The 16110-nt window shown below is 33.5% G+C and carries 23 protein-coding genes and 1 pseudogene; 3 read left to right on the forward strand and 21 right to left on the reverse strand.

Annotated elements, in window-relative coordinates:
- Window positions 1-164: 164 nt before the first annotated feature.
- The 19 genes from LQ694_RS13520 to LQ694_RS13605 form a co-directional block, all read right to left on the reverse strand.
- On the reverse strand, window positions 165-548 hold the full coding sequence (locus LQ694_RS13520) for a hypothetical protein (protein ID WP_239772103.1): 384 nt from the start codon (window positions 546-548) through the stop codon (window positions 165-167).
- A gap of 13 nt (window positions 549-561) precedes the next feature.
- Entirely contained in the window at window positions 562-783 is a 222-nt protein-coding gene (locus tag LQ694_RS13525) for a DUF3269 family protein (protein ID WP_239772105.1), read from the reverse strand.
- 88 nt (window positions 784-871) lie between these two features.
- Window positions 872-1429, reverse strand: a complete 558-nt coding sequence (locus LQ694_RS13530) for an NUMOD4 motif-containing HNH endonuclease (RefSeq protein WP_239772107.1) — start codon at window positions 1427-1429, stop codon at window positions 872-874.
- A complete protein-coding gene (locus LQ694_RS13535; RefSeq protein ID WP_239772109.1) occupies window positions 1422-1955 on the reverse strand; it encodes a DUF3310 domain-containing protein in 534 nt (177 codons plus the stop codon). Before LQ694_RS13535 ends, LQ694_RS13530 begins: the two co-directional genes overlap by 8 nt.
- A complete protein-coding gene (locus LQ694_RS13540) occupies window positions 1955-2695 on the reverse strand; it encodes a hypothetical protein (protein WP_239772112.1) in 741 nt (246 codons plus the stop codon). The genes LQ694_RS13535 and LQ694_RS13540 overlap by 1 nt, the downstream gene beginning before the upstream one ends.
- Window positions 2695-2850 carry a hypothetical protein gene (locus LQ694_RS13545; protein WP_239772114.1) on the reverse strand — a complete coding sequence of 52 codons (156 nt, stop codon included), beginning with the start codon at window positions 2848-2850 and terminating at the stop codon, window positions 2695-2697. Before LQ694_RS13545 ends, LQ694_RS13540 begins: the two co-directional genes overlap by 1 nt.
- Window positions 2840-3034 carry a hypothetical protein gene (locus LQ694_RS13550; RefSeq protein ID WP_239772116.1) on the reverse strand — a complete coding sequence of 65 codons (195 nt, stop codon included), beginning with the start codon at window positions 3032-3034 and terminating at the stop codon, window positions 2840-2842. Before LQ694_RS13550 ends, LQ694_RS13545 begins: the two co-directional genes overlap by 11 nt.
- On the reverse strand, window positions 3031-3363 hold the full coding sequence (locus tag LQ694_RS13555; RefSeq protein WP_204187309.1) for a VRR-NUC domain-containing protein: 333 nt from the start codon (window positions 3361-3363) through the stop codon (window positions 3031-3033). Before LQ694_RS13555 ends, LQ694_RS13550 begins: the two co-directional genes overlap by 4 nt.
- Window positions 3360-3614, reverse strand: a complete 255-nt coding sequence (locus tag LQ694_RS13560) for a hypothetical protein (protein ID WP_239772118.1) — start codon at window positions 3612-3614, stop codon at window positions 3360-3362. The genes LQ694_RS13555 and LQ694_RS13560 overlap by 4 nt, the downstream gene beginning before the upstream one ends.
- A gap of 305 nt (window positions 3615-3919) precedes the next feature.
- Window positions 3920-6250 carry a phage/plasmid primase, P4 family gene (locus LQ694_RS13565; protein ID WP_239772121.1) on the reverse strand — a complete coding sequence of 777 codons (2331 nt, stop codon included), beginning with the start codon at window positions 6248-6250 and terminating at the stop codon, window positions 3920-3922.
- A gap of 13 nt (window positions 6251-6263) precedes the next feature.
- Window positions 6264-6821 (reverse strand): DUF669 domain-containing protein, encoded by a 558-nt coding sequence (locus LQ694_RS13570; RefSeq protein WP_239772124.1) that lies wholly within the window; start codon window positions 6819-6821, stop codon window positions 6264-6266.
- 14 nt (window positions 6822-6835) lie between these two features.
- Complete coding sequence (locus tag LQ694_RS13575) at window positions 6836-8245, reverse strand: DEAD/DEAH box helicase (protein ID WP_239772126.1); 1410 nt, start codon at window positions 8243-8245, stop codon at window positions 6836-6838.
- Window positions 8242-8949 carry an AAA family ATPase gene (locus tag LQ694_RS13580; RefSeq protein ID WP_239772129.1) on the reverse strand — a complete coding sequence of 236 codons (708 nt, stop codon included), beginning with the start codon at window positions 8947-8949 and terminating at the stop codon, window positions 8242-8244. The genes LQ694_RS13575 and LQ694_RS13580 overlap by 4 nt, the downstream gene beginning before the upstream one ends.
- A gap of 2 nt (window positions 8950-8951) precedes the next feature.
- Complete coding sequence (locus tag LQ694_RS13585; RefSeq protein WP_239740748.1) at window positions 8952-9437, reverse strand: siphovirus Gp157 family protein; 486 nt, start codon at window positions 9435-9437, stop codon at window positions 8952-8954.
- Window positions 9421-9720: a hypothetical protein gene (locus tag LQ694_RS13590; protein ID WP_239740747.1), complete on the reverse strand. Its 300-nt coding sequence runs from the start codon at window positions 9718-9720 to the stop codon at window positions 9421-9423. The genes LQ694_RS13585 and LQ694_RS13590 overlap by 17 nt, the downstream gene beginning before the upstream one ends.
- A gap of 62 nt (window positions 9721-9782) precedes the next feature.
- Window positions 9783-9977 (reverse strand): hypothetical protein, encoded by a 195-nt coding sequence (locus LQ694_RS13595; RefSeq protein WP_239772131.1) that lies wholly within the window; start codon window positions 9975-9977, stop codon window positions 9783-9785.
- On the reverse strand, window positions 9974-10105 hold the full coding sequence (locus LQ694_RS15570) for a hypothetical protein (RefSeq protein WP_256933982.1): 132 nt from the start codon (window positions 10103-10105) through the stop codon (window positions 9974-9976). The genes LQ694_RS13595 and LQ694_RS15570 overlap by 4 nt, the downstream gene beginning before the upstream one ends.
- A gap of 18 nt (window positions 10106-10123) precedes the next feature.
- Window positions 10124-10897 (reverse strand): phage antirepressor, encoded by a 774-nt coding sequence (locus LQ694_RS13600; protein WP_239772133.1) that lies wholly within the window; start codon window positions 10895-10897, stop codon window positions 10124-10126.
- A gap of 17 nt (window positions 10898-10914) precedes the next feature.
- Window positions 10915-11157 carry a helix-turn-helix domain-containing protein gene (locus LQ694_RS13605; RefSeq protein WP_239772135.1) on the reverse strand — a complete coding sequence of 81 codons (243 nt, stop codon included), beginning with the start codon at window positions 11155-11157 and terminating at the stop codon, window positions 10915-10917.
- Between the two features lie 161 nt (window positions 11158-11318).
- On the opposite strand from LQ694_RS13605, the gene LQ694_RS13610 reads away from it, so the two are divergent.
- The 3 genes from LQ694_RS13610 to LQ694_RS13620 are packed head-to-tail and all read left to right on the forward strand — an operon-like array spanning window position 11319 to window position 14015.
- Window positions 11319-11651 carry a helix-turn-helix transcriptional regulator gene (locus tag LQ694_RS13610; RefSeq protein WP_239772137.1) on the forward strand — a complete coding sequence of 111 codons (333 nt, stop codon included), beginning with the start codon at window positions 11319-11321 and terminating at the stop codon, window positions 11649-11651.
- Between the two features lie 59 nt (window positions 11652-11710).
- A complete protein-coding gene (locus LQ694_RS13615; protein ID WP_239772139.1) occupies window positions 11711-12598 on the forward strand; it encodes a hypothetical protein in 888 nt (295 codons plus the stop codon).
- Window positions 12599-12617: 19 nt separating this feature from the next.
- Window positions 12618-14015, forward strand: a complete 1398-nt coding sequence (locus tag LQ694_RS13620) for a recombinase family protein (RefSeq protein WP_239772141.1) — start codon at window positions 12618-12620, stop codon at window positions 14013-14015.
- Window positions 14016-14033: 18 nt separating this feature from the next.
- Here LQ694_RS13620 and LQ694_RS13625 read toward each other — a convergent pair.
- Both LQ694_RS13625 and LQ694_RS13630 read right to left on the reverse strand, forming a co-directional pair.
- A pseudogene (locus LQ694_RS13625) lies at window positions 14034-14237 on the reverse strand (VOC family protein); the annotation flags it as partial.
- Between the two features lie 243 nt (window positions 14238-14480).
- Window positions 14481-16076, reverse strand: coding sequence for an SLC13 family permease (locus LQ694_RS13630; protein WP_371131714.1), 1596 nt, complete (start codon window positions 16074-16076; stop codon window positions 14481-14483).
- Window positions 16077-16110 lie beyond the last annotated feature (34 nt).

A 16110-nucleotide genomic window follows, 5' to 3' on the forward strand; every position in this document is an offset into this window, starting at 1 on the left:
CGTTGACGCTTATATTTAATGCTTTCTGCGACTGCTTCTTTTAATCCAGCAGTTAATTTGTCATGTGCTGTTTTGTATTGATCAAGTTCATCGATAAAATTGTCGACATCTAAATTTTGCTTTTTTGCCCAATCAATTACTTCTTCACGAGAAGGTTTAGCCATCTACTCCACCAACCCTTCTTCTCTATCCCATATGAGAACTAACTTACCTTCTATTAACGTGTGGAATTCTACTGTACTGTCGCGTTCTTCTTTTCTGATAGAAGTATCGTAATGTATATGAACAGTACCACTTTCTCTAACTTCAATTAGTGTGTCTAAGTTGGTGCGTTCTGTGATAGGCTCTTCAATTTCTACTTTGTACATATGGTATGTACGTACATTTTCCGACACAATAGGTATACCGTCGCTATTAAAATGAATTATTGCATTTTCCCGATACTTCCCACTTATAGCATGTGTAATCAAATTTTTAATATTTTTCTCAAGCCCAAAATTAATAAACTCACGCGCTATCATTGTTTTCTCTTTTTTTATTGTTGGCATGTTTTAGTCCTCCTTAAAAATCAAATATACTTAACTGCATTCCTAACTCTTCTTCTAACTTCAAATCGTGTGCTGCTTTGAATTGTCTTAACTCACTATCAGTTAATTTATGTTCTTGATTTACAAATGGCGTATGTGGCATACCTAGTAAAGTATTGATTTCTTTACCAGGTATCACTGTAAACATCTTTTTACCTTCTGAATTGTATAGTTCGTATTTATCAAGTAGTCCCATATCTTCACTCCCAATTCTCAATAGCGAAGTCTAAGCATTTACGTGCTTTCTTAATATCTTCTAACCCATTCTTCTCTGGCGCTCTCATTTATGAAATTTCCTCCGTTAGCCATGACCAACATTTTTTATTCACTATATCTCCTACTTGTCTTCTACTAATTCCAAAAAGATCACTTAGTTCTTTTTGAGTGTACATTTTAGTAGCATACATTTTTCTAATTTTTAGGACTTCCTCTTCAGTTAGTTTAGCTCGTGGATTTTCACTACCTTTTTTACCTCTTGCAAGACCTGTTAAATATGCATGTGAAGAATTTTCTTTTAATGTACACCACTCCAAATTTCGTAATGTGTTGTTAGTTTTATTTCCGTCAATATGATTGACTATATTTTTACCCTTTGGTTTTTCAACAAAAGCTAACATTATCAATCTGTGTAATTTGAATTGTTTCATTTCACCATTTTTATATAAGTTGACATGAAGATATCCGGTTTTTCCTTTGAATACTTTTAATTCTTTTTCCTTTAAGGGCTTATTTACGCCAGTTGCTATTACCCTGTCTCTAGCTAATCTTTTTACTCTTCCTTTATTAGAGATTAAATATAAACCCTCATAACCTTTTATGTCTTTCCATATTTCTTTACTCATGTGAATCATCCCATTTGTCAAACAGTCGTTGTATATAAAATTTTGCTTTCGCTACATCTTCTTTACCATTTTTATATTCTGACCTACTTAAATACTTAATAGCATTAAAAACATATGGCGCTAAATCTGACGGATATTGTTTACATACTTGGTCACAGTAATCAATCACTTCAATGTCACCGTAGTTGTAATGTGATGGGTGGTTGACGTTGTCTGTCGTGCGCTGAATAACTGGTTCTTCTGTATCTTCTTCGTCACACATAATAGGTGTACCTTCTGCTGAACTTCCGTTAGACCATCTCAACCCTTTGTTTTCGTCTGTTGATAATGTGTAGTAATCTGTTTTATCTGGACCAAAATCTTTTGTTTTTGGTGTATATACTTGTACAGTCTCGTATCTATGATATGTACAATCAATTAAACAAAACACACCATCTGTTCTCGTTTCTTTTAATGTCGCGTAAAATTCTACATTATCCCCATTTAATCTAGTTACATGCACTCTATCGCCTGCTTTGAATTCCATTAGCATATACCTTCTTTCTCATAATATTCATCTGCCCACATAAATGCGTTTGCGTAACCGATAGCCAACGATTTTTTAATTTTCTTGTTACACGTATCGGCAACCGTTCTGCGATCAACATAATTTTCTTTAGATGCCTGACTTATACTCCTATATTCATCTATCAACTCTCCATCTTCACTCAAAAATACAACTGGTCTCCCTTTTGTTTTTGAATTTATCTTCTTCGCATACTCTACGAATGTAGTTTGTATTAAGTTTTCTGGTTTTAAAGATTTATCGTTTTTATTTTTAAAATATAGCTTATTGCCGTCCTTTATCTTTCCAATAAAAGTTTCATAGACCAAATATCTGGCACTATACATTTTGGTGTTATAATAAATGTAATAACTTTTATTAAGTCTTTGAGTTAATATCCAACTATACTTTCCATTTGGTTTCATACCTTTAAATCTTCCGTAGTTACTTACTAACAAACCTTTAATCTTGGTTTCTTTCCACACTTCATCATCTACAACAATGTTTTCATTCATCTCTCTCTTTTTTGTTATAGTCGGTTTATCTTTAAGAATATAAGCACCTAATTTATGATGATATAGCCCTTTAGCACCGTATGATTTCGCTGTGCTATGCTCTACACTAAGCATCTTTGCTATCTCTTTATAAGTTGTCGGCGTCAGTTTGTTGTACAGTGGCTCGTACAAGTAAACTGTCTTGCCTGCACGTTCTTTTCTAGCCATTACTCCCACCCCTTGAAGTATTCATAGAATAATATGTTGTAATATATATCTCTCTTAACTGGTTTATTTTCTGCTTTCTTATAATTAACTTTCTTCTTTGGTTTACTTTCATGCCAGTAAATGACTGGTGCGTACTTTGTATATTTAATTGCCATATCTCATACCCTCCACAATATTTATAGGTTCAACTTCTTCTAGTTTTATATTTCGAGTGTCTAAAAATTCATAAGGATAATCTTTTTCAAGTTTCCCTACTTCGTTAACTGCGCTATCCCAGTCATGAGCGTCGACTTCAACTGTTGCTATCGCTGTATACTTAGCTTTAACTTGTATCTTCATGTGATCATCTCTTTTCCGTTCTCAACTATATCGATAGCGTCCTCGATACTTCGCGCGACACCATATATAATTGGTTGATTGATTGCAAAATCTCTAAACCGTTTTTGTTCTTCTCGTAACTTTCCACTTTGTGTTTTGATTTCAATCGCGATAAACTTACCGTCACTATTTCGAAAACCTAGCGTATCTGGAAAACCTTTAGGTAATAATTTAATCCATGCACCCTGTTCAGTTTTTACACGCCCAGCATTTGCTCTCCACAATCTATGACCTCTTTTGTTTAATTCAAGAATGATATTATTTTGAATAATCGTTTCTGGATTGGTCATGGCTTATGTTTAAACTTTCTTCTTAATTCCAACCAATCAATACCATCATCTTGAATTAAAGTTTCTCTATCTACTTCGAATAGTTCTGCTAATTTAATTTCAAATAAATCACTCAACCGTGTTATGCCTTTTTCAAAATCAGTCAATCTTTTGGGTTTCAATACACAACGTTTCTTTTCATAAAAATCATCCACACATTCTCGTGAACTTTTATATTTTTCTCTTCTTAAATAATAAATTTGTCTTACCATTCAATTTCCTCCTTAATCAAAGGGTGTATACCTGTGGTGTATACCTAAATATGACCAAAAAGCCTTTATTATCAGTGTTTCAAGCATTATTTTTCGTCTGGTGTATACCTACTAAAAATTATCTTCTTTCTTTATATATAATTACTACTTTTTCTATATATACTTTATTTTTAATAGGTATACACCAATAATAAAAAAGGTATATAAAAGCAGTCATATCAAGGGTTTGAAGAATTTTATAGGTATACACCAGGTATACACCAATAGGCTTAGGTATACACCCTTTTCAGTTACTTTTTACACTTTTATAAAATACCTTGTATACCTGGAAAATGTTGTATAATTTCTAAATCTTTATAAACGATTCCATGTTTTGTTCGTTTGGCTTCAAATTTTTCTTTCATTTTCTTACCAAATTGATTTTTATTCATTTTGTATTCTCCACTCTCATCAGCCCATTTTTTATAGGCATCAAATAACTCTTTAGCGTTGGCAGTTGAATTTTCATTTCTCCTGCATGTATCTTCGATAAAGTGTTCGAGTACATCCATTTCTGTACGATAATCCTTACTAGCATTTGCGATTTTCTCTGGTATCGTTAAGCCTTCTTTCATCCATAAATACGTACCTTCTACCATCCAATTAAGTATTGCAGGACTCTCTCTCAACAATTTATATTTCAAGTCCTTATCAACTTTATGATCTGGAATTTTTACATCGAATGGGATAAGCATTAATCTTCTCCAAATACCGTCGTCAGTACCTCTGATAATTGGTTTGTGGTTTGTACTTATCCATATTTTGAAGTTAGGTGTATATTCAAACTCTGTACCATATAAAAATCGAGCAGTGATTTTATCTCCACCAGTTAATTGCTTAACTAACCCTTCATCGAATCTAAAACCTTCATTAGGTTCAGAAGATGTGACAAATCTGACGTTATTCAATCGTGCAATATCTGAGTTTGCAGCACCTTTGTTTTGTTTAACCATTAAGGAATCAGCTTGGATGTTGCTTGAATAGTCCCCTAATATCTCTGAAATCGTTTCTACAAAGATACTTTTACCATTACGACCTTTACCATGTAGAATGAACATTACTTGCTCTCTGATACTACCTGTGAGCGAATAACCTAATGCTTTTTGAATAAATTTAATGACGTCTTTATCGCCTGCAAAAATATCATCTAAAAAAGAAAGCCAAACAGTTGGTTCCATCTTCTCTGAATACTCTGTGTTGGCTTGTAAACTAAACATTTTCTTTATATCGTGTTTTTTATGCTCTCCACTCGTTAGATTTAAATATCCGTCTAAGATGTTGAGTAGCATATCGTCCTTATCGAACTCGTCTTGTTGAATAGGTCTTCTGTGTTTGAGTTCATCAACAATGTTCTTTTTAGCTGTTGTACCTCTTGTCTTTTTTCTGAATTTTGCGAATTCTGATTGTATTTTTTCTTCTTCTTCACCTTTTAAGTCATCGGGTACGACTAACTTTTCGTTTTTTAAATCTTCGACCAATTTATCAATTAATGTTCTGATAGATCCTGCAGTGTCTTCTCTCCACTTAGCACCGTCATATACATAGAAATTCTTTTTCGTATAACTGTACTTGTATAAATCACCGTATCTATCAATAAATCTGTCAGCGTTACCTGTATCGTCCCAACTTCTAGGTGGAAACTCTTTAGGTTTTTCTTTTTTAGTTTCTCCTATGAAGTTTAGTGCATACTCTAAAGGTTTAACTTCTACCTCTGTTTTAGGTGTATAGACGTCAGCAGTTTCATGTATCGCTTTAAACAGTGTTTGTTCTCCGTATGTGGAATCTTTACGCTTAGCGTCCCATTTTTCACGGTACATGCCTGATTGTCTGAATATGCTATCCATTTGCGAATAATCTTTCGCACACCAGAAAGCTAATAAGTTAGCAAACCCCATGTCTGCTTCTGATTGTGATGAGTAATACTTATGCCAATCTCCGCGCATGAAGTCTTGGAATTTAGTAGATTGTTTTGAATTTAATATTTCGTTGATAATTTCCGATTCATTCAATGTGTGGAAATTAATTGTTTTCGTTTTTGTTGGATAATTTACAACATTTGTTTTTAAATACTTATCATATATTGATTGAAATATTTGATGTGATACTTCTGTTACTTCTGAATATTTACCTAATGAATTACCTGTCATTGTGAAGAAACGACCATTCTCATACATTTCAATATCGCCTTTACGTCTTCTTTCACCAGGAATTTTACCTTTAACAATGATGTGTATGCCTGTACCAGATGGACTTAATTCTGTATAACTTTTAAATGCTTCGTAAAATTCTGAAACAATGTTATCTGTGTGATCATTCTTCTTAAATCTATGAACTGCGTCTTCGATATCATCTAAATCAATGCCTACATAAGGTTCTTTAAAAAAGAACCCTATGCCATCAGCATTGTTATTTACATAACTTCCGTATGCAGTTTCGAATGAACACCATGTACTGGAATCGTTAGATTTAGCACGTTCCCCAGTTTCAGCATTGTATGGTACTTTAGTAGGTTTACGATTTCCACGTTGTTCATACTTCCACACACACCAGTTATTAATTTGTTTTAATTCATCAGGAAATGATTGTTTGTTTACCATTTATAAACATCTCCTAGAATCCGTAGTCAATTTCCTCTGCAGGTTGAATATTTTGTGCTTGTGGTTGTGCTTGCTCTTGCTTTTCTTTGAATTGGTGATTTACTTGTTGATACTCAGAAGCTTTAAAGCCCCATGGTGCTACTTTGTTTTGTTCTTGTTCCTCACCTTTATATACGTTCGTTTCTTTCTTCACATATACTCTTACTGGCTTGTTCGTTAATAGTTGGAATAATTGTTCTAAACTGTTGATTGCAGTACCTTCTGGAATACCTGCAGCTTTTAAGTAGTACATAAAATTGTTTTGTTCATATCTGTATGATCCGTCTTTCATATTACGTTTCCATTCATCGTGGAATACATGTCTGTCAGCATATTGTGCGTTTGTATTTTCTAATCCTTTAACTGCTTTCAAGTCATTTCTTACGATTAAATCGAATTGCATTGATTCCTTACCATTTGGTGTAGCTTTTTCTGATACTTTCGCAATAATCATTTCGTATTCTCCAGTTGGTAGTGGTGAATAGCTACCACCTTCTTGTACGTCTGTATAGTTAGTTGTAAATAATGTCATAATTAATTTCTCCTTTAATAATTGTATTTTTGTTTAAGTGGTTTAAGTTCTGCATAGAACTGTGGCCAGCTCATATTTTTAAATTGAGGATTAGCAAATTTAATCCATGATTCTTTAAAATTCTTAGCTTTAGCGAATAAATAATAATCTTCTAGCGTTTCTAATTCTGATTGTTCTTTTTGGCTATAATTGACTAATGTGTAATCAATTTTGAAACTTGTTATTTCTTCTAATTCTGCGTCAATCTTTTGTAGTTCATTTTCTTTCTTCTCGATTTCATGACCACAGAACGGACATGATTTAGTTGTTGGTGTCACCTCGAATACCGAAAAACACACATCACAATCCTTTATGTTCGGACCGCTTATATTACTGTTATTCTTTTTCTTCTTATATCCACCTTTGAAATACTTCTCCCAATCATGTTCTTGGTCAGGTAAACCGTGCCTAGTGTAGTTACCTACGTGGTCGATAATAGTTGCTACTTTGTTAGGTTGATATCTCATTGACCTCATTGCTTGCTGCATGTATAAAACTAAAGATGATGTAGGTCTAGCCTGTATAACGCATGTGCAATCTGGTACATCAAAACCTTCCGAAATGAGATCTACGTTACATAGAACTTGAATTTTGCCTTCTTTAAAATCTTTCATTAATTTATCTCGTTCAACTTTAGGTGTTTTAGCGTCTGCATGAACTGCGTTTATCCCGTTTTCATTAAAGGTATCTGCAAACTCTTTACTAGCGTCCACCTTATGCGCATACAAGATAGCTTTTTGACCATTGGCATGTTTGATATAGTTCTCAACAACATCACCGTATATACCTTTCTCAAACGATTCGTCTATCGATTTACTCGTATACTCACCACGTTGTTTTTTTAAGTTACTTTCATTCAATAACTTCACACTTAGATATCTGAATGGTGCTAGTTTTTCATTATCTATTAGCCATTTAACTGATTTACCAAAAATGGCATCATCATATAAATCTGTAAAACCTGAACCATTCATTCTCCACGGAGTAGCTGTAAACCCTAGTAAAATTGATTGTGGAAAGTAATCGTAAATTGCTTGGTAAGTACTCGCTCTACTGTGATGTGATTCGTCTGTTACGATTATCTTTGGTATTGGTAACTGATCTAACCTGTTTTTTGCTTTACCTACAGTCATGACGTTTACTTCATTCATGTCTGTACCATGAAATTTTAATGTGTCTGTAATTTGGTCAGCTAACTCTTTTCTGTGTACTAGAAACAATACTTTGTTCTTACGTAAACTCGCCTTTTTGATAATGTCTGCGATAATGACCGACTTCCCGCTACCAGGTGGACTCTGTATGAGTACACCTTTATTACCTTCTGCGATTTTATTTCTAGCTTTATCCACAATTTCTGTTTGATAGTCATGTAATTGAAAGGTCAATCAGCATCACCAACTGTACTTTTAAACAGTTCTTCAACTTTGCAGCCTTTAGCATTACTTAATCTGTTTTTTGCATAAATACTATTGTTAGGTTGTAGAATAAAGCCACGCTTTTCATTTCCTTCGGCATCAGTTATAATTACTAATTGTCCGACTACATCGCATAGTCCTAAAAAGTTATTTAAAATTTTTGGTCTAATGTCTGGCATACTACGTGTAAATGTTTGACCACTTTCATGTTGGTAATTATCAGTCGTTTCCCATGCAGTAAATACGAGTGTTTTGTTCAAGTTTTGTAATGCTCTTAAACTATCTAATATCGTAAAATCAACACGTTGATAATCAGCTTGTGAAGGTACGCGATTGTTATTACCCATACGACCTAAATTGGTAAGTGTCGCTCTAAACAGTTCTGAAATATTATCAATAACGATCACGTCATAATCTTTATGCGTCTCAGGTTCGGTTAATAATGTTTTTACTTTGTTCATCCAATCTTCCCACGCATTGTATGTGTCTACCTTAGCGATACCGATATTTTCTTCTCCTTCTAAAACTGACGAAGATTTATCAACATCAATAACTAACTTTTTACCTGGAATAAATTTCAAAGCAGTTGTTTTTCCCATACCAGGATTGGCATATATTAAAAACGTGTGGCTAGGTTCAGTGATTTCGTTTGCACTTATAATATCTAGTGGCATACTTATCTAACCCCCAATGACTTACTGCGTTTTAGTTCTACTCCCTCAAATTCGCCATTATCTTTTACGAATTTAAGTAATTCTCGTTTATCTAATTTTGGTTTTTGTTCAACATAAAACTGTTTAGGTATTTTAGTATCATCATTAATTTGTAATGATGGTGCGTTATTTCTAATGCTGTAGTTGTGTAATTCAGTTTTGAATTTAGTTTTACCTGTAAATTCCATTGCCTCTAATAAAGTATTTTTTAAGCGTTCTATACCGTTATTATTCTTTTTCTTACGTTCTTGTAATCTTTTTACTTCGCGATCAATTGCTTCATTCTCTGACTCTAACGTTTTAACAACTACATAATAGCCATCCGCTTTATCTTCTATGGCATCGTTAATTGAATCTAATGTGTCTTTTAACGCTTTGTCATCCTCACTGTCTTGTATAAGTTCTAACACTTGCTTGTATTGATCAGATAGATTAAATAAAGTAGACATGTTTTCCCTCCTGCATGATTAATGTATTTCTCGGTCTGTCATACCTCTCGGGTTCTAACATAAAGCAATAGTTCATACGACTGATAAATTGCTTTTTGCCTTCTTTATCGAGCATGACTTGACCTCTTTCTGTTCCATTTAGAAAATCGATACTATATTTCAATGTCATATCGCTGAAATAATTTTCGACTTTGAAATCGAATGTAATTCCATGTTCATGAAGATGTTGGAATACTTCGATATCAATTTGATGCAAAATATTTAAAGGATGCGTATTATGCATGCTTGTCACACTCCTTGTTTAGTTGTATTGTTTAGTTGTATATTTTTTTATTTCTTCGAACCTTAGTTGGCGCTATGGTTCTTTTTTTCGTCCTCTTTCACGCTCTCGTCATACATTGCAAACGCTACGCCTGTTACTAACCACATCAGTAAAGAATGTTCGATAGGACTAACCGAGAAACTCGCTATGATAAAGAACTCGACTACTACCAACAATGTAAGCATCGGGTATTTTAATATGTTCCAAGTTGCTGTCATTTCTTATCCCTCCTTGTATTCCAGATTAGTAACACTTGCTCGATGATTTCTTTATCCGTTACGACAAAACCTTTTGTTTCAAACGGTGTGCCGTCTTTGCGAAAACATTCGACTTTGTAATCTTTCATGGTAATCACTCCTTATATTTAATTTTTTTCAATCTTTGGTAATATGCCATTTTCTTTCAGTAAGTAATACAGGAAAATACGACCTTTTTGCGTCCATTTTGTATGCAAACTAAAATCCTCTGTACCATCTTTCTTCACATATCTATGTGGTTCAGAATGTGTATAACCTTTATCGTGATACTTCGCATACAATAACCACTGTCCAGACTGTTTGAATTGAACTTTTAGATCATGTAAGATTTTATTTAAAGCTTGAGCCGACATACCATAATCTTTAGCTATTGCATTTACAGTAATAAGTTTTGTACTTTTAAGTATTTGGTCATAATAGTCAGCTTTAGGTTTCAATTCGCCTACTTGTTGTTGAAGTAACATTCTTTGTTCTTTCTCTTTCTTAAATTCAGTCAATACTGTGATAATGTAATCTGGGTCTTGAATTGTTTGTTCAATGACATTGTTAGTTGCATATATACCGTGTTTTCGTATTGCTGGTAAGACCTCATCAAACACCCATTCTTCAAATTGTTCTGCTTGTGGTAATTTTGATTTAGTAATTAGTCTGTATAAATTTCCTTCGTCAATAAACTTTTTATCTTGATTACGTCCTAGAGAATCGATGACTGAACGAATCGTTACCCCCTTGTCTTTTGTGTGGTCTCTAATTGCTTTATGTGGATTTGAGTAACCTAACTTCTTAGCCACATCAGTTGCTGGAAACCATTCTTTTCCTTCGATAGTTAATATTTCTAAATTTCCAAATTGAGAACTTTGGAATACTTGTAACTCTTTCATATCGTTTCCTCCTTAACTTATTTGTTAATATAATTCGGTTTTTCCGAAGTGGAACCTAAAAAAATATTTGCTACTTTCACATCTAAAGCAATTGCTAACTTTTCAACTGTGGAATATTTAGCATTGTGTAAATTAGTTACGTCTCTTTCGTAGTTTATAATTGTACGTTCGTTAACGCCCGTCATTTCTGATAATTCTCTTTGGCTGTAACCTCTTAATGCTCTCCATTGTCTTAAAGTTAAAACAGTTTCCTTATCCATTTTTGTATCACCTCGCTCGTCTTGATTACTACTTTACACTACGGATTTTCCGAAGTCAAGAGTTTTAAATCATTTTTTCCGAAATATTTTTTCGGTAAATCTGTTTTCTTTTTCATGTTTTCGTGTATAATATAGGTATAAACTATTTAGGAGTGATGAAAATGTTCAGTGAGAATCTAAAATATTTGCGTCATAAACACAATATGGAACAAATTGATCTAGCACATAAATTAGGCAGAAAAAGTGCATCTAGTATTAGTGAATGGGAAAAAGGCAAATATACTCCTAAATTAAAAGTTTTATCTGATATTGCTAATTTGTTTAATGTTAATATAGATGATTTGATGAATAAAGATTTAAGTAAAGGCAACGAAGAAACTTACAAACCCACAACAATCGCTGCACATCTTGATGGGGAAGTTGACGATCTAAATGAAGACGAAATGCAAAAAGTATTAGAATATGTGAAGTTTTTGAAATCACAAAACAAATAGTTATTCGCACCGTTTCGGCGGTGCTTAATATAAAAATAAAATTGAAATGGGGAAAAGAAATGAAAAAGTTAATCGTATTATTATTTGCAACGTTATTAGTATTAGGTGCATGTGGTCAAAAAGTAGAAAGCAAGGATTTGATTAAAGGGTTTGAAAAGGCTGGTTTATCTGTAAAAAATGAAAAGAAAATGACGCATGAAGATTTTGGCATAGGACCATATAAAACTAAAGATGCTAGAGTTTTTAATGTAGAAGATGATAAAAACGGTAGAGTTTTTGTTTACGATAATGAAAAAGATTTGAAAGAAATGAAAGAGTATTACGACAAAATGAGTGAAGAAAGCGCAATGTTGTATTCACACACATACGCCAAAGATAAAGTATTGATACAGATGAATGGTGAAATTAAAAAGAAAACATTTGATAAATACACTAAAACTATTGAAAAGGTATTAAACGGAGACAAAATAACAACATTTAAAGAGGATAAGAAAAAAGTAGCAAGTAAAGAAAAAACTGATAAGAAAGACAAGTCAGAGGATAACAAAGCAGACAAAGAACAAGTAACAGATGAAACTCAAGACAATGTTACAGTAAACGAAGATGAACAAAACTCTATCGAACCTAATCAAGAAGTGGTTAGTAATGAACAGACAAGTCCAAAACAAAACGCTGATAGTAACAACCAATCTTCTAGTAAGCAAGAAGGTATAAACAAAGAAGAATATGATCGTACTAAAACGACAACGCACGATGAATCACAAGTAGGCAATCCAGAATATGAGCAATATAAACAAGCACAACAATTCACACAAGAATTAGAACAAGGTAAACATCAGAATGGTGTTGGTGGTGGTCCAGGTATGACTTCCCCTACTGGAGAGTCATTTAATGACTATCAAAGTAGAGTACAACAAGAACGTGATGCCTTAACAGTACCAGAATAGCAATTAAGGAGGAATAAACTTGAAAACCGCATTGTATTTAAGAGTATCTACGCAAGAACAGGCTACTACTGGATATAGCATCACAGGTCAAGAGGATAAGCTACGAGCGTATGCTAAGGCTAAAGGGTTCGGTAATATCAAAGTATTTACTGACGCTGGTTATAGTGGGTCTAATACCAAAAGACCAGCGCTTGAGTTATTAATCAAAGAAGTTGAACAGGGTAAAATATCTAATATATTGATTTACAAGTTGGATAGGTTGAGTAGATCACAAAAAGATACACTGTACCTTATCGAAGAAAAGTTTTTGAAAAATGACGTGCCACTTATTAGTTTATCGGAATCGTTTGATACGTCTACCCCATTTGGTCGAGCGATGGTCGGTATGCTATCTGTATTTGCTCAATTAGAGCGCGAGAATATCAAAGAACGTATGATAATGGGTAGAGAACAAAGACTTAAAAAAGGCTTATGGCATGGTGCTGGTGGTGGCTCAGGTAAGGTGGCGGGATATGATTATAAAGACGGTAAACTTGTTATTAACGAATATGAAGCATTGTTCGTCAGACGTATGTTTCAGTTGTATGTAGAAGGCGAAGGCTACTTCAATATATATAAAAAGTTGAGCAAGGAAATGCCAGGTATTATCAAAGAGCCTAGCAACATTAGTAAGCTACTCAAAAACCCAGTGTATATTGGCATGATAGATTACAACGGGGAAACGTATAAAGGCATACACGAGCCTATCATTGATGAACATACATTTAATACCGTACAGAAGTTAAGACGAACTAGGACGGTTAATAGGGATATGAGCATCACACGTTACCTATTACCTAAACTTTTGAAGTGTGGATATTGTGGCGAGAATATGATTGGTAAGACGGGATCTAAGAAAAAAGACGGAACTTACTACACGTATTATTGCTGTTACTCTAAAGAAATTAAACGTAGAAAAAAACACGTTGATAGCAACTTCAGTCTTGAATGTGAATCAGTCTATCACACTGCACAATTAGTTGAGGATAAAGTGATTAGTGAAGTGATGAATTTAGATTCAACGAAGATTATACGTGATTACGAATCGAAAAATGACGACCATATCATATACGAAAAACAAATTAAGGATATTGACGCTAAGATTGAAAAGTTGATGAATTTATACATTGATAGCAATATTGATAAAAAGACATTAGATGTTAAGCATAAAGAATTAGAAGATGAAAAACGTCTTATTGAAAAAACGATGTGTGATTATAAAGTGGATGTTAATAAAGAAGTTGTGTTAAAACACCTAAGTAATTTCAAAGATATCGACTGGGTAGATGACCGTGAGGCATTAAAGAACACGCTACACATACTGATTAAAGACATACGCATATATAATGATTCAATGAAAGTAAACTTTAATATCTAATATGTAGTAACAGGACTAACCATTTGTTTGATCGATTCCCATAAATATTTGTCCATTTATTTTAAATATAGAATGTTGAACAGTCCCAGGTTCACCAGGTCCTTCTTCACCATACTTAACTAATGTCAATATTTCACTATCTTTAAAAATAGACGTATAAAAATTAATCGCTTCTTCAGCTTCACCGTTAAACATTAAAAATGTCGTAATTTTTGGTATCATTGAATAAACACTCCATCAACAGATTTTAATCATTTTTTAAATCGTATATTATTTAGTATAATCTTATTAAGCTTTAAAGACAAAGGAGAGATTTTATGTCACTTTCATTATTGTTACCGATCGTTATTATGTTAGCCATCATCATTATCGGATATATATTTATTAAACTATTTATGGATTAAAATACTACATAAAGAAATGCTTGGAACAATGTCCAAGCATTTCTTTTTTATTATATTTCAATTATTTACTTGCTACTAAATCTATTCCAAATAACCATGGAACCATGAACCATACAAATCCGACGATAATTACACAGCTGATTAAGTTTAACCAAAATCCGGCTGTCGCCATTTCTCGAATGGTTACTTTGTCTGTACCAAATACAATCGCATTTGGTGGAGTACCAACTGGTAACATAAATGCACAGTTTGCAGCCATTGCTGCCGGAATCATTAATGCTAGTGGATGAACATGAATACCAACTGCAATTGTAGCTAAAATTGGTAAAATCATTGTAGCTGTTGCAGTATTAGATGTAATTTCAGTTAAGAATAATACAAACATCGTGACAATTCCGATGATTAAAATAACATTCACACCATCTAATCCTGAAATTTGTTTACCCATCCATTTATCTAATCCACTTTCTGTGATGGCAGAAGCTACTGCTAAACCACCACCGAATAGTAATAAAATCCCCCACGGTAAATCTTTAGCAATTGACCAATCAAGTATTCTAGCAAATTTACGTCTTGCCGGAATTAAGAACAGAATGACTGCTACGAACATTGAAATGGTCCCATCTTTAACTAATTCTGTGAAAGGTAATTGTGTTAATAAGAATTCTCTTGATACCCACAAAAATGCTGCTAAACAGAATAGCGTAAATACAACTTTTTCTTCATAGCTCGTCTTACCTAAAGCATCTAATTCTCTCGTAATGATCGCTCTTCCACCTGGGAGTTCTTTCATATCATGTTTAAACTTTACATAATTTAAATATGCCCAAGTTATTGCAAGTAAGATAATGACTGTTGGCACACCCATAACCATCCATTGACCAAATCCAATTTCTTCTCCGAAAATCTTCTCGTATTGACCTTTCAAAATAATTAGTGGCGGTGTCCCAATTAAAGTTCCCAATCCTCCGATTGTACCTGCATAACCGATACCAAGTACGAGTGATTTTTCAAATTGTGATAAATTGTGATTGTCATTGCCTTCAGCTGTTAATTCATTCGCTTCTTTAATAATTGCCATACCGATTGGAATCATGATCATTACGGCTGCTGTGTTTGAAACAAACATCGATAAAGCACCCGTTGCAATCATAAATCCTAATAAAATTCTACCTGTACTCGTACCAATACTTTTAATAATGACGAGTGCAATTCTTGTATGTAAATTCCATCTTTCCATCGCAATAGCAATAATGAAACCTCCTAAGAATAGGAATACAATATCATCTCCATATGCACTTGAAACGGTCGCGCTATCCATAATTCCGCCTAAAGGAAAAAGGAATAAAGGCATTAAGCTTGTTGCTGGAATAGGAATCGCTTCAGTAATCCACCATACAGCAATCCATAAAGTAGCTGCCATAACGTAGACACCATTTTGACTTAATCCATCTGCTTTAAAAAATAATAACACAACTAAAAATAGTAATGGCCCTAGTATTAACCCGATTAATTGTGCAGTATTGTAAGCTTTTAATTCAGGATCTGGCTTATTTTGATTTTTCATTGCATCCGCAGAAAAGAATTTTAACATTTCTTTCGTACGTCCACTTTCTTTCCAAAGTTGATTCGTCAACTTATTGTCATGTTTATTCATAATTTTCGCCCCCTTTAAAAGTGTATACGTTTAC

The sequence above is a fragment of the Mammaliicoccus sp. P-M58 genome (assembly GCF_022386165.1).
Taxonomy (GTDB): domain Bacteria; phylum Bacillota; class Bacilli; order Staphylococcales; family Staphylococcaceae; genus Mammaliicoccus; species Mammaliicoccus sciuri.